Origin of the sequence: Streptomyces sp. NPDC017056 (assembly GCF_044332485.1) — a bacterium.
In the GTDB taxonomy this organism is placed as follows: Bacteria; Actinomycetota; Actinomycetes; order Streptomycetales; family Streptomycetaceae; genus Streptomyces.
Map to the genome: position 1 here is coordinate 80,391 of NZ_JBIRPD010000014.1, position 12,834 is coordinate 93,224.

The following is a 12,834-nucleotide window of genomic DNA, read 5'->3' on the forward strand; positions in this document are numbered from 1 at the left end:
ATCCACCACCAGAAGGATGGACCATGTTCGGACTGTCGCCGTCCCAGGACGTCGTCTGGCTGCACGAGCAGATGCTGCCGGGCAGCCGCGCCTACAACTTCACGGCCGCCATCGACCTTTGGGGCCCGCTCGACGAGGAAGCGCTGCGCGCCGGGCTGGCCGCGTCCCTCGGCCGGCACCCCGGCCTGCGCCTCGAACTCGTCGAGCAGCCGGGCGGCGTACCCAAGCAGCGGGTGCGCGAGCGATGTAGCCCGCGGATGCGGACGGTGGACCTCTCGCAGGAGGCCGATCCGGAAGCCGCCTTCCAGGAGCTGCTGCGGACCGAGGCCGAGACCCCGCTCGACACCTCCGACGCGCCGCTGCTGCGCTGGTGCCTGGCCCGGCTGGGCGAGCGGCACCACCGTGTCGTGCACGTCGAGCACCACCTGATCCACGACGGGCACTCGTTCGCGATCCTGCTGCGTGACGTGTTCGGCGCCTACCGCGCGCAGGTGCTGGGCGAGGCCGTGGAGCTGTCCCCGGCGCGCTCGTACGAGGAGCACGCGCGGGCCGCGGCGGGCGCCGACCGGCAGGCGAGCCTGGAGTACTGGTCGGCCGAGCTGTCCGATGCCGCCTTCGACCTGCCGCTGCCCGGTCTGGCGCGGGCGGGCGCGCAGCGCCGGCACGCGGGCGGCCAGTTCCGCCAGGCCATCGGCGCCGATCTCGCCGAGCGGCTGCGGGAGTGCAGCCGCACTCAGGGGCACACGCCCTTCTCCACGCTGCTGAGCCTGTTCGCGGAGCTGCTGCGACGCCACAGCGGCCGGGCCGACATCGTTGTCGGCACCGCGGTGGGCAACCGTCCCGCGGGGTTCGAGGAGACCGTGGGCATGTTCGTCAACACCATCCCGCTGCGGCTGCGGCTCGACCCGGCGGCCGGCGCCGTGGAGACGGTGGACGAGGTCACCGACACGCTGATCCGGGCGCTGCCGCACCAGGAGGTGCCGGTCCAGGAGCTGACGCGGGCGCTCGGGCGGCACACCACCGGCGCGGACAACCCGCTGTTCAGCGTGATGTTCAGCGCGCACGACGCGCCGCTGCCGGAGATCGGGGTCCCGGAGCTGGAGGTGTCGCTGTACGAGGGGTTCAACACCGGCACCACGCGGTTCGACCTGGACCTGGTGCTGATGCCGGACGACCGGCGGGTGGTCGGCCCGCGGCAGGGCGCCGCCGGGATGACGCTGGTGTGGGACTACGACCGTGACCTGTTCGCCGAGGACGTGGTCCAGCTGCTGGCGGAACGTTTCCTCGGTGTGCTGCGCGCGTACCTGGAGACGCCGGACGCGCCGCTCGCCTCCCTGGGCTCCCCGGGCGCCGACACCGCGCACACCGGCCAGGACGAGGCGGACGCCGCCCCGGTCCCCGCGACGGACGAGGTGCTCGACCCGGCCGTACGCCAGGACCCGGCGCGCGCCGCCCTCGTCAGCGGCACGCAACGCCTGACGTACGGTCAGCTCGGCGCCCTCGTGGACGACCTGGCGCGCCGGCTGCGCGCGGCCGGTGTGACGGAGGGCCGGGCGGTGGCCGCCGTGCTCCCGCGCGGCACGGACTCCGTCGTCACGCTGCTCGCCTGTCTGCGGACCGGCGCCGTCTACTGCCCGCTCTCCCCCAACGACCCGGCCGCACGCCTGAAGACGCTGCTGGACCGCCTGGACCCCGCCCTGGTCCTGGCCACCCGGGAGAGCGCGCTGTCCCTCCCCGCCGAAGGGCTGCCGGTCGGGCTGCTGGACGGGCCCGCCTTCCCCGCCGCGGCACCGCTCGGCCAGGAGACGGGCCACGACGCCCTCAAGGACGCGGCATACGTGATCCACACCTCCGGCTCCACGGGCCTGCCCAAGCCGGTCGTGGTGAGCCGCGCGGCGCTGGCGCAGCACGCCCGCGCGACGGCGGAGCGGTACGGCCTGACGGAGCAGGACCGGGTGCTGCTCTTCGCCCAGCCCTCGTTCGACGTGGCGCTGGAGGAGGTGCTGCCGTCGCTGCTGGCCGGGGCCTGCCTGGTGCTGCCGCAGCGCGAGGTGCCCACCCCCGACGAGCTGACCGCGGTGCTGGCGGCCCGCCGCGTCACCGTCGCCAACCTGCCGACCAGCTACTTCCTGGCCGTACGCGAGGAGCTGGGCGAGGCCCTGCGGGACGGGCGCTGGGCGCCGCGGCTGGTCGTCCTGGGCGGTGAGCGGCTGCCCGTCGGCGCGCTGCGCGAGCTGTTCGACGCCGCGGACGCCACGGGGTCCTCCCCCGTCACCGTGCTGAACGCCTACGGCGTGACCGAGGCCGCGATCACCAGCACCGTCCACGAGGTGACCCGCGAGGACCTGCGGGACGGCGCCGAGGTGCCGCTCGGCACGGAGCTGCCGGGCACCCGGATGCACGTGCTCGACACCGGGCTGCGGCCGCTGCCCGCCGGCGCCGTCGGCGAACTGGCCGTCGCGGGCGCCGGGCTGGCCGACGGCTACCTCGGCAACGCGCAGGCCACCGCCGAGCGCTTCGTGGCGCCGGACGCCCTGGGCGGCGAGCGGGTCTACCGCACCGGCGACCTCGGCTACCGCGACCGGGCGGGGCGGCTGTGCTTCCTGGGCCGCCGCGACAACCAGGTCAAGCTGCGCGGGTACCGCATCGAGCTGGAGGAGGTGGAGGCCGCGGCCTCGGCCGAGCTGGGCGGGCGGTCGTGTGCCGTCGTGCTCGACCCCGGCGGCCCCGCGGGCCCGCGGCTGATCGGTTTCCTGGAGGCCCGCGCGGAGGACGGCGAAGGCCCCGACGAGCAGGCGCTGCACGCCGCGCTCTCCCTGCGGCTGCCCACCGCGCTCGTACCGGCCCGCTGGATACGCCTGGACGCCATGCCGGCACTGCCGGGCGGCAAGCCGGACCGCGGGGCGCTGGTCCGCCTGGTGGCCGGGCTGCCGGAGGCCGCGGACGCGAGCGGCGCCGCGGAGACGGCAGGCGAGCCGGACGATCCGCAGGTGGCGCTGCTCGCCGAAGGCTGGCGCGAGGTCCTGGGCCATGCCGACTTCACCCCGGCGTCGCACTTCTTCCAGGTCGGCGGGCACTCCCTGATGGCCGCGCAACTGGCCGCGTGGCTGGAGCCCCGGCTCGGCTCCCGGCCGCCGCTGCGGCTGTTCTTCCAGAACCCGGTCCTGGCCGACCAGGCCCGTGCGGTGGGGGAGGCCGCGGCGTGAGCACCTACCCCTCGTCGGTCCTGGAGGCCGACCACCGCGAACTGGTCTCGTCGTTCGAGTCGTTCGTCCGCAAGGAACTGGTCCCGCTGGCGGCCGACCTGCCGGAGGACGCCGACCTGCCGCCGGCCGACCTGCGCGACTACGTACGGCGCCGCTCGGCGGCCCTCGGCTTCTACGCGGGCGACTACCCCGAGGAGCTGGGCGGCTCCGGCATGCCGTTCACGGCCGTGGTGCTGCTGCACCACGCGGCGGGCCGCAGCGGCTGCCCGCTCGCCCCGTACGCGCTCGCCGGTTCGGACGGCCCGAGCCCGCTGCTGCGGCACGGCACCGAGGAGCAGATCGAGCGCTACCTCAAGCCGCTGGTGCGCGGCGAGGCGGTGCGCTGCCTGGCGCTGACCGAGCCGCACGCCGGGTCGGACGCGTTCCAGCTCACCACCACGGCCGTGCGCGACGAGGCGACGGGCGAGTGGGTCCTCAAGGGCCGCAAGACCTTCGTCAGCAACGCCGACCGGGCGGACTTCACGCTCGTCGTCGCCGCCGCCGAGGGGGAGCCGACCGCCTTCGTCGTCGAGGCGGGCAACCCGGGCCTGCGGATCGGGCAGCGCTACGACGGCATGTCGGGCGAGCCGCTGTACGAACTGCTCCTGGAGGACGCGCGGGTGCCGGACGACGCGGTGATCGGCGGCCCGGCCGGCGTCGGTTCGGCGCTCGGCAACGGCATCGACAGCCTGTCGCGCGGCCGCCTGGTCGTCGCCGCGATGTGCGACGGCATCGCGGAGTACGCGTTGGAGCAGGGCGTCGCGTACGCCCGTGAGCGGCGGGCCTTCGGCGAGCGCATCGGCGCGTACCAGCACGTGCAGGAGCACCTGGTGAGCAGCCGCGCGGAGATCGAGGCGGCCAAGCTGCTGACGCTGGCCTGCGCGCGGCTGGTGGACGGCGGCACGGAGGCGCCGGAGAACGCCGCGCTGGCCAAGCTGACCTCGTCGGAGACCGCGGTGCGGGTGGTGGACCGGGCCCTTCGGGTGCACGGCGCCACGGGGTGGGTGCGCGGGCATCCGCTGGAGTTCCTGTACCGCTATGTCCGGATGATGACGATCATCGAGGGGACCTCGGAGATCCAGAAGGTGATCGTCGCCCGGTCCATGGGGCTCGGTTAGAGCTGCCCTCCCCGGGGCCGGCGGACCACTCCCCCGGCCCCGCCCCCACGCACGCGTGAACTTGCGAACCGCAGAGGAATCATGAGTACTTCAGCGCACGAGCGTCCCGGCGACAGCCCGCAGGACGCGCAGCTCAGCATCGCGTACGGCACCGACCCGCGCACACCGCGCACCGACCGCCCGGCGGACGTCCTCGCCCGGTACGAACACTGGGTGCGCAGCACCCCCGAAGCGCCGGCCGTCGAAGACGGCGAGCTGGCGTGGACCTACGCCGAGCTGGACGCTCTGTCGCACGTCGTCACGGAGTCGCTGCGCGGCCGGGTCTCCCCCGGCGACCTGGTCGGCGTATGCCTGGACCGCTCCGCGGCGCTGGTCGCGGTGGCGGTCGGGCTGGCCCGGCTCGGCGCCGTCTACCTGCCGCTGGGGCCGCGCCCCGGCGAACGCCGGCTGGCCACGGTCACCGAGCGGCTGGGCGTGCCCTGCCTCGTCGGCGACCCCGCGCTGCTGCCCGCGGCGTACCGGGCGGGGGACGCGGTATCGCTGCAACTGCCCGCCGAGGGCGCCAACGCGGCCGGGAGCGTCGTGGCCGCGTTCCGCGCCGAGTCCGGCACCACCCCGCACAGCGCCCCGGCGGACACCTTCTACGCCGTGCTGACCTCCGGGTCCACCGGCACCCCGAAGGCCGTCGCGGTGGGCGGCGCGTCGCTCGGCTCGCTGCTGGACTGGTACCACGCGTACACCGGATCGGTGCCGGGCGACCGGCACAGCCTCCTGGTCGGCGTCGCCTTCGACCCGCACGTCAAGGAGCTGTGGGCGGCCCTCACCTCCGGTGGCGTGCTGAGCGTGCCGCCCGAGGAGGTCCGCTGGGACCCCGAGGCCCTCACCGGCTGGTGGCGGCGTGCCGGAGTGTCCGTAGCCGTCCTGCCGACGCCGCTCGCCGAAGCGGTCCTCGAACGCCCCTGGCCCGAACTCCCCGCGCTGCGCCACCTCATGGTGGGCGGCGACCGGCTGCGCCGCCGGCCCGCCCCCGAGGTCACGGCCCGGGTCCACAACCTGTACGGGCCCGCCGAGGCCACCGTGACGACCACGGCGCACCACCTCGGCCCGCACGCGTCGGACACCGCCGCTCCCCCGCCGATCGGCGCGCCGATCACCGGGGCCGTCGTCTGCGTCACCGACGAGGCGGGCCGGGTCGTACGGCGCGGCGAGCCCGGCGAACTCCGCATCGGCGGCAGCGTGCTGGCGCTGGGATACCTGGACGCGGAGCTGACGGCGGCCCGCTTCGTGCCGCCGCCGCCCGGCGTCACCGGCACCGACTGCGTCTACCGCACCGGCGACCGGGTGCGGATGCGGGCCGACGGGGTGCTGGACTTCCTCGGGCGCCTGGACGACCAGGTCAAGGTGAGCGGCGTACGCATCGAACCCGCCGAGGTGGAGGCCGCCTTCGAGCACCACCCCGGCGTCCGGCGGGCCGCCGTCGCGGTCCGCTCGGCGGCGGGCGGCGTCAACCAGCTCGTCGCCTTCGTCCTGCCGGTGCCCGGCGCGCCGGTGCCGACCGCGGACGAGCTGATCGGCGAGGCCCGCGGCTGGCTGCCCGAACAGGCGGTCCCGGCCGTCGTACGGTTCCCCGGCAGCTTCCCGCTGGACGCCAACGGGAAGGTCGACCGCGCTGCCCTCCTGGCCGCCGAGGAGGCGGCGACCGCCGAGGCCCCGGACGGCGCCGCGCCCCGGACGCCCACCGAGGAACTGGTGCTGCGCCTGTGCCGCGACCTGCTCGGCACTCCGGCGCTCGGCACGGCCGACAACTTCGCCGCCTCCGGCGGCAACTCGCTGTCGACCGCCCGGCTGCTCACCGGGATCGAGGAGCACTGCGGCATACGCCTGCGGGCGCCCGAGGTACTGCGGCAGCCCGACCTGCGGGCGGTGGCGGCCCTGGTGGACACGCGGCGTGCCGCCGCCGACCTGGCGGGGGTGTGAGATGACCGCGACCGCGACCGGCGTCCCCGGACTCGTCTCCCGCTTCGCCCGCACCACTCCCGACGCCCTCGCCGTCACCGACGGGGAAACCTCCCTGACCTACGCGCAACTGGCGGCAGCGGCCCGCGGTTTCGCCGGGGTCCTGCGGGAGCGGGGCGTACGTCCCGGTGACGCGGTCGGCGTGCTGCTGCCGCACTCGGTGCCCACCGTGGTCACGCAGCTGGCCGTCTGGTGGGCGGGCGCGCACTACGTACCGCTCGACCCCGAGCACCCCGCGCCGCGCATCGCGGCCATGCTGGACACGGCCGGCGCCGGCCTGACGGTGGGCGGCAAGGACCTGCTGGAGACGGCGGGCATCCCCGGGGACCGGGCCCTGCCGCCGCCCGCCGGCGGGGCGGAGTACGCCGGGGACGGCGTGCCCGGCCGGGAGGACGACTGCGAACCCGCCCCGGACGCCGTCGCCTACGTCATGTTCACCTCCGGCTCGACCGGGCGGCCCAAGGGCGTGGCCGTCACCCACCAGGGCATCGCGCGCCTCGTGCACCAGCCGCAGTACGTGACTCTCACACCGCGCGACCGCGTCCTGTTCCACTCCCCCGTCACCTTCGACGCCTCCGCCTTCGAGGTGTGGGCCGCCCTGGCGAACGGCGCCGCGGTCGCGGTGTCCACCGCCGACCGGCTCTCGCCCGCGGGCCTGGCCCGGGACGCGGAGCGCCTGGGCGCGACCGTGGCCGTGCTGACCACCGCGCTCTTCCACCACCTGGCCGCCCGGCGGTCCCCGGTCTTCGGGGTGCTGCGCGGCGTACTGGTGGGCGGCGAGGCCCTGTCGGCGCAGCACGCGCGGACCGTGCTGCGCGCCCACCCCTGGCTGGAGCTGGTCAACGGCTACGGGCCCACCGAGGCCACCACCTTCGCCACCACGTACCGGATCGTGGACGCCGACTGCGAGGGGCCGCCGCCCATCGGCCTGCCGATCGCCGGGACCACCGCGCACGTCATGGACGAGCACGGCACGCCGGTGCCCTCCGGCACCCGCGGCGAGCTGTGGCTCGGCGGCCCGCGGCTCGCTCTCGGGTACGTCGGGCAGCCCGCGCTGACGGCAGAGCGCTTCGTCGACCATCCGGAGGCCGGGCGGCTGTACCGCACCGGCGACGTGGTCTCGGCGCGCCCCGACGGCACGCTGGACTTCCACGGCCGGACCGACGACCAGGTCAAGGTCCGGGGTTTCCGGATCGAGCCCGGCGAGATCGAGCACGCGCTGCGCGAGCACCCCGGGGTCGCCGACGCGGCCGTCGTCGTGCAGCGGCCGGCGCCCGACGACGCCCGGCTGGTGGCCTTCGTCGTGCCGGCCGGCGGCACGGCGCCCGGAGCCGGTGCGCTCCGCGCCCACCTGGAGGGCCGCCTGCCGGCCCACCTCGTCCCCAACGCGTGGGCGTTCACGGACGCGCTGCCGCTGACCGGCGTCGGCAAGGTCGACCGGCGGGCGCTGGCGGGGCGGCCGGTGCAGGGCAGCGGTCTGCCGGCGACCGGCGAGGACACCGCGCCCGGCGCGCTCTCCCCCCTCCAGCAGGTCGTGGCCGACCTGTGGAGCCAGGCGCTCGACCAGCCCGTGGACGACGCCGGGGCGGACTTCATCGCGCTCGGCGGGCACTCGCTGCTGGCGCTGTGCGTCGTGGAGGACCTGCGCGAGGACCTCGGCGTGGAGATCTCGCTCGCCGACTTCTTCGCCGCGCCCACGGTCGCCGCGCAGGCGGCCCTGGTCGAACAGGCACTGCTGCACATTCACGAGGACCCGGGGACCCCCCACGACCAACCGGCGGCTCCGGCCGCTTTGGAGGACCGACGATGACCACCGCTTCGGACACCGCCCGCCAGGCGGCGCTGCTCCGGACCGCCCGGCAGCGGCAGGCCGCGAACCGCGGGGGCGCGCGCCGTACGGCCACGGCGGCGGCCGGACCCGGCGGGCCGGCCCCCCTGTCCGCCGCGCAGCGCCGGATGTGGCTGATGGACCGCCTCGGCGGCAGCGGCGCCGCGTACCACGTGCCGTTCGCCACCCGGGTGCGCGGCCCCTTCGACGCGCGGGCTCTCGGCCGGGCGCTGACCGGGCTCGTACGCCGTCACGAGGTGCTGCGCACGCGGTACGGGCAGCGCGACGGCGAGCCGTACCAGGAGGTGGCGGCCGCCGCGCCGGTGCCGGTGGAGGTGGTGGCGGCGGACGGTGACCTCACCGGGATGCTGCGGCAGGCCGCGGCGCGCCCCTTCGACCTGGCCGGCGGGCCGGTGCTGCGCGCGTTCGTCGTACGGCACGGCGCCGAGGACCACACCGTCTTGCTGACGCTCCATCACATCGCGATCGACGGCGGTTCGCTGGCCGTCGTGGCGCGTGAACTGGGCGTGCTGTACGGGGCGGCACTCGACGGTGCCGACACGCTGACCGGCGAGCTGCCCGGAGCGTTGTCCGGCCCGGCTCCGCAGTACGCGGATTTCGCCCGCCGGGAGCACGCCGCAGCGGACGCCCTGGAAAACGGGCTGGAGTTCTGGCTCGGGCGTCTGGCGGGCGCCCGGCCGGTGCCGCTGCCCGCCCCGGCCGCCGGCTCCGGCGCACCGGCCCGGCGCGGGGAGGCGGCACTGCTCGCCGAACCGCTGCCGGCCGCCGTCCTCGACGGGCTGCGGGCGGTGGGCCGGGAGCACCGGAGCACGCTGTTCACCGTGGTGCTGGCCGCCGCGTACGCCACACTGCTGGAGGCGACCGGCCATGCCGACCTGGTGCTCGGCTGCGCCAGCAGCCACCGCGACCGCGCGGAGGTCCGCGACCTGGTCGGCCTCTGCGTCAACACCCTTCCCGTACGGGTGGACGCGAGCGGCGCCGAGGACTTCGGGAGCCTGCTGGACCGGGCCAGGGACGCGCTGCTGGAGGCGCAGCAGCATCGCGATGTGCCCTTCGACCTGATCGTCGAGCGGCTGGGAGCGGCGGCGCGCGGCACCGACGGGCAGCCGCTGGTGGACGTCACGGCCGACGTGCTCCGCGCGCCCACCGCCCTGGACCTGCCCGGCCTGGCGTGCGAAGCGGTCGATGTCGATCTGGGAACCGCCAAGTTCGGACTCGGCTTCTATGTGGAGGAGGGCCGGGGCGGCGACGGGCCGCCACGCTGCCTGGTGCAGTACGACCGGGCGCGGCTCGACGAGCGGACGGCCCGGCGGCTGCTGCGCGGGTTCGCGGACCTGCTGGCGGCGGTGGCCGCCGACCCCGGCCACCCGCTGAACCGGCCGCACGGGACCGGGCACCCGGAGGGAACCGGGCGTCCGGAGGGAACCGCCCACCCGGCCGAGTCGTTCCTCAAGGCGCGGCCTGAAGTGGCCGATGCCGTGCTGGTGGAGGCCGACGGCGGGCAGCCGCTCGCCTACGTCGTGCCGAGCGGCGCCGGCGCCCTCGAACCGATGCGCCTGCGGGCCGCGTTGCGCTCGCAACTGGCGCCGGAGCTGGTCCCGGCAGCGGTGACGGTCCTGGACGCGATGCCGCGTACGGCCGGCGGCGCCGTGGACCCGACCCGGCTGCCGGGCGCCCCGGCGGCTGCCGCGCCGGCCGGGGCCGCCGGTCCGCGCGAGCACGCCGTACTGACGGCGTTCGCCGAACTGCTGGGCCGGCGGCCCGCCCCGGACGCCGACTTCTTCCTGCTCGGCGGGCATTCGCTGCTGGCGGTGCAGCTGGCCGACCGGCTGCGCGAACGGCTGGGGCTGCCGCTGACGGGCCTGGACGTGATGGAGCACCGCAGCCCGCGGGCGATCGCGGCCCTGCTCGACGCCCGTGACCGGGAACGCGCGACGGCCCTGGCAGCGGTGCGGGCCGCGGCCCCGCGCGGCGGCCGCCCCGCCCCGGCACGCACCGGAACGGTGCTGGTCACCGGTGCCACCGGGGGCGTGGGCGCCTTCGTACTGCGCGAGCTGGCGGCCCGCGGCCGCCCGGTAAGGGCGCTGGTGCGCCCCGAGTCGGCGCACCTGCTCGCGGCGGACGGCATCGAGGTGGCCGAGGGCGACCTCGGCGACCCGGACAGCCTGCGCGCGGCGGCCGCCGGCGCGGACGCGGTGATCCACGCCGCCTGCACCTTCACCTCGCCCGAGGTGGACCTCGCGGCGATGCGGGCCGTGCTGGACGGCTGGCGGCAGGGCTCCTTCGTCTTCGTCAGCAGCGTGGACGCCTACGGGCAGCCGCCGGTCACCGACGTGACCGAGGAGACGCCGCCGGCCGGGCCGTTCACCGCGTACGGGCGGGCCAAGCTGGACTGCGAGCGGATGCTGCTGGCGGCCGCCGGGACCGAGGGGCGCGGCGGGGCCGCCGTGGTGCGGGTGCCGATCGTGTGGGGGCCGCACGCCAGGCTGCGCGACCAGCTGCGCTGGGGCGCCACCGGCCAGTTCTTCCAGGCCGCGCGGAGTGGCGAACCGATCGAGCTGCCCGCGCGGGAGCGCGGCTGGTACGGCGCGCCCTGGGTGCACGCAGGGGCGCTGGCCCGTGCGCTGGTCAGCTGTGCCGAACGGCCTTCCGGCGGCGTGGTGAACGCGGTCGGCGGCCATGTCGACTGGCGCGACTTCGCCACCGAGCTGATCCGCCTGCTCGGCGGCACCGGCGAGGTGCACGCCACGCACGCGGGCGCGGGCCCGGCGGCGGAGACCGGGCCCGCGGGACCGGACTTCCTCCTGCACCACCGCCGCCGCTACCGCCCCTCGCGGGCGCTCGCCGCCGAACTGGCCGGGCGGCCGGGCGAGGACTGGCGGTCGGTGCTCGCCGCGATGCTGGAGCACTGACGGCCTTCCCCGGTTTTTTTACCGCTTTTCCTCGCCCCGGCGGCACCGATCCCGTGCGTTCGCCGTCTTGTAGGTCGCGGCGCCGTTCCCTCCCCCCGGAGCGGCGTCGCGCTCACTCTGAAACCGGAACCGCCGCGTCCAGGAGGCGGCGCAGCCGTAGCCCGTCCGGGGCGACGGCGGTGGCCAGCGCGGCGGGCCCGGCGAGCGGGCCGCGCACCCCCTGCCCTTCCTCCGGCCCCGTGCCCAGGATCCGCACCCCGGGCGGGTCGTCGTCGAACGCCGGGTCCACCACGAGGAGCTGGCCGGTGGCGCGGTTGCCGCCGAGGACCGCGGCGGTGTCCCAACCGGGAACGCCGGGCCCGTACCCCGTCTCCTGGTCGAGCAGGACCCGCCCCGCGCGGCGCACCGTCAGGCGGCTGCGCAGCCGCCCTGGCCGCTCGCCGCTGCGCCCCAGCACCTGTTCCTCGCGCAGGACCAGGCGCGCGGTGGGCGCGAGGTGGACGGTCGTCGCCATCCGCAGATCGCTGCCCTCGGCGGAGATGAGCGGTTCCGGCAGCCAGGCCAGCCTGGCCCCGTCGCCGACGTGCAACTCCACGTCGTACGTGGCGAGTTCGGCGGTGTGACCCGGCAGCGCGACGGTTGCGGCGGCCGCCGTGACGCACAGGTCGGCGCCGTCCTCGACGGTGGCTTCGACGCGCAGCCGGTCGCCGCCGAGCGGGGCGCTCATGGCGCCGACGACACACACCCGGGCCTGCGCCCCGTGCGAACGGACACGGCGCAGCGCGAGCGGGCCCTCGCCGTCCAGGACGGGCAGGCCGGTGACGCCGCCGGCGCCGGCCCGTGCGGTGACGCGGGCCGTGGCACGCAGGCCGTGCGGCACCGGCACGTGGTCCGGGAGCCGTACAGGACCCGGGTCCTCGGGCCGGGTCCGTTCGGGAGGCGCCAGGGTCATGCGGGGCCTGCGCTCCAGTCGGCGAGGCGTTCGCGGACCCAGTCCGAGACCGGCCGTACGCCGTTCTCCGCCTTCAGGGAGGTGAAGACGACGGGCAGGTCGCCGCGCTGGGCCTTGGCGTCGCGGGCCATGCCCTCCAGGTCGACGCCGACGTAGGGGGCCAGGTCGGTCTTGTTGATGACGAGGAGGTCGGCGGTGGTGACGCCGGGGCCGCCCTTGCGGGGGATGTCGTCGCCGCCGGCCACGTCGATGACGAAGATCTGGGCATCCACCAGGCCCTTGGAGAAGGTGGCGGTGAGGTTGTCGCCGCCGGACTCGACCAGGATCAGGTCGAGGGGGCCGACGGCGTCCTCCAGGTCCTCTACGGCTTCGAGGTTGGCGGAGATGTCGTCGCGGATGGCGGTGTGCGGGCAGGCGCCGGTCTCGACGGCGGTGATGCGCTCGGCGGGCAGGACCGCCTCGCGCAGCAGGAACTCGGCGTCCTCGCGGGTGTAGATGTCGTTGGTGACCACCGCCAGGGACAGCTCGTCGCGCAGGGCGCGGCACAGCGCGGCGACGGTGGCGGTCTTGCCGGTACCGACCGGGCCCCCGAGTCCGATGCGCAGCGCGCGCCGGGTGCCGTCCGGGCGCTTCGGGTCGGCGGCGCTGTAGGTGTGGCGGTGGGGGAAGCGCTCGTCGAGGTCGTGATCGAGATGCATGACGGCTCCGTGATCGTGTCGGGTGCGGGTACGGGGGGCGGTAC

At 76.2% G+C, this 12,834-nt stretch carries 7 protein-coding genes; 5 read left to right on the forward strand and 2 right to left on the reverse strand.

Translation table 11 applies throughout. The features are described from left to right. Positions 1–23 precede the first annotated feature (23 nt). The 5 genes from ACH4OW_RS25270 to ACH4OW_RS25290 all read left to right on the forward strand — a co-directional run bounded on the left by ACH4OW_RS25270 (position 24) and on the right by ACH4OW_RS25290 (position 11,140). Positions 24–3,206 (forward strand): amino acid adenylation domain-containing protein, encoded by a 3,183-nt coding sequence (locus ACH4OW_RS25270; protein ID WP_398030136.1) that lies wholly within the window; start codon positions 24–26, stop codon positions 3,204–3,206. Beyond that, entirely contained in the window at positions 3,203–4,363 is a 1,161-nt protein-coding gene (locus ACH4OW_RS25275) for an acyl-CoA dehydrogenase family protein (RefSeq protein ID WP_398030137.1), read from the forward strand. The genes ACH4OW_RS25270 and ACH4OW_RS25275 overlap by 4 nt, the downstream gene beginning before the upstream one ends. A gap of 81 nt (positions 4,364–4,444) precedes the next feature. Then, positions 4,445–6,340 carry an AMP-binding protein gene (locus ACH4OW_RS25280; protein WP_398030138.1) on the forward strand — a complete coding sequence of 632 codons (1,896 nt, stop codon included), beginning with the start codon at positions 4,445–4,447 and terminating at the stop codon, positions 6,338–6,340. Between the two features lies 1 nt (position 6,341). Continuing rightward, the gene (locus ACH4OW_RS25285) at positions 6,342–8,189 is read left to right on the forward strand and encodes an amino acid adenylation domain-containing protein (RefSeq protein ID WP_398030139.1); all 1,848 of its coding nucleotides are present in this window, start codon (positions 6,342–6,344) and stop codon (positions 8,187–8,189) included. Continuing rightward, the gene (locus ACH4OW_RS25290; protein WP_398030140.1) at positions 8,186–11,140 is read left to right on the forward strand and encodes a condensation domain-containing protein; all 2,955 of its coding nucleotides are present in this window, start codon (positions 8,186–8,188) and stop codon (positions 11,138–11,140) included. Before ACH4OW_RS25285 ends, ACH4OW_RS25290 begins: the two co-directional genes overlap by 4 nt. A gap of 112 nt (positions 11,141–11,252) precedes the next feature. On the opposite strand, the gene ACH4OW_RS25295 is transcribed toward ACH4OW_RS25290, so the two are convergent. Both ACH4OW_RS25295 and ureG read right to left on the reverse strand, forming a co-directional pair. After that, a complete protein-coding gene (locus tag ACH4OW_RS25295; RefSeq protein ID WP_398030141.1) occupies positions 11,253–12,092 on the reverse strand; it encodes an urease accessory protein UreD in 840 nt (279 codons plus the stop codon). After that, positions 12,089–12,790: an urease accessory protein UreG gene (ureG, locus tag ACH4OW_RS25300; RefSeq protein WP_360129078.1), complete on the reverse strand. Its 702-nt coding sequence runs from the start codon at positions 12,788–12,790 to the stop codon at positions 12,089–12,091. The genes ACH4OW_RS25295 and ureG overlap by 4 nt, the downstream gene beginning before the upstream one ends. Positions 12,791–12,834 lie beyond the last annotated feature (44 nt).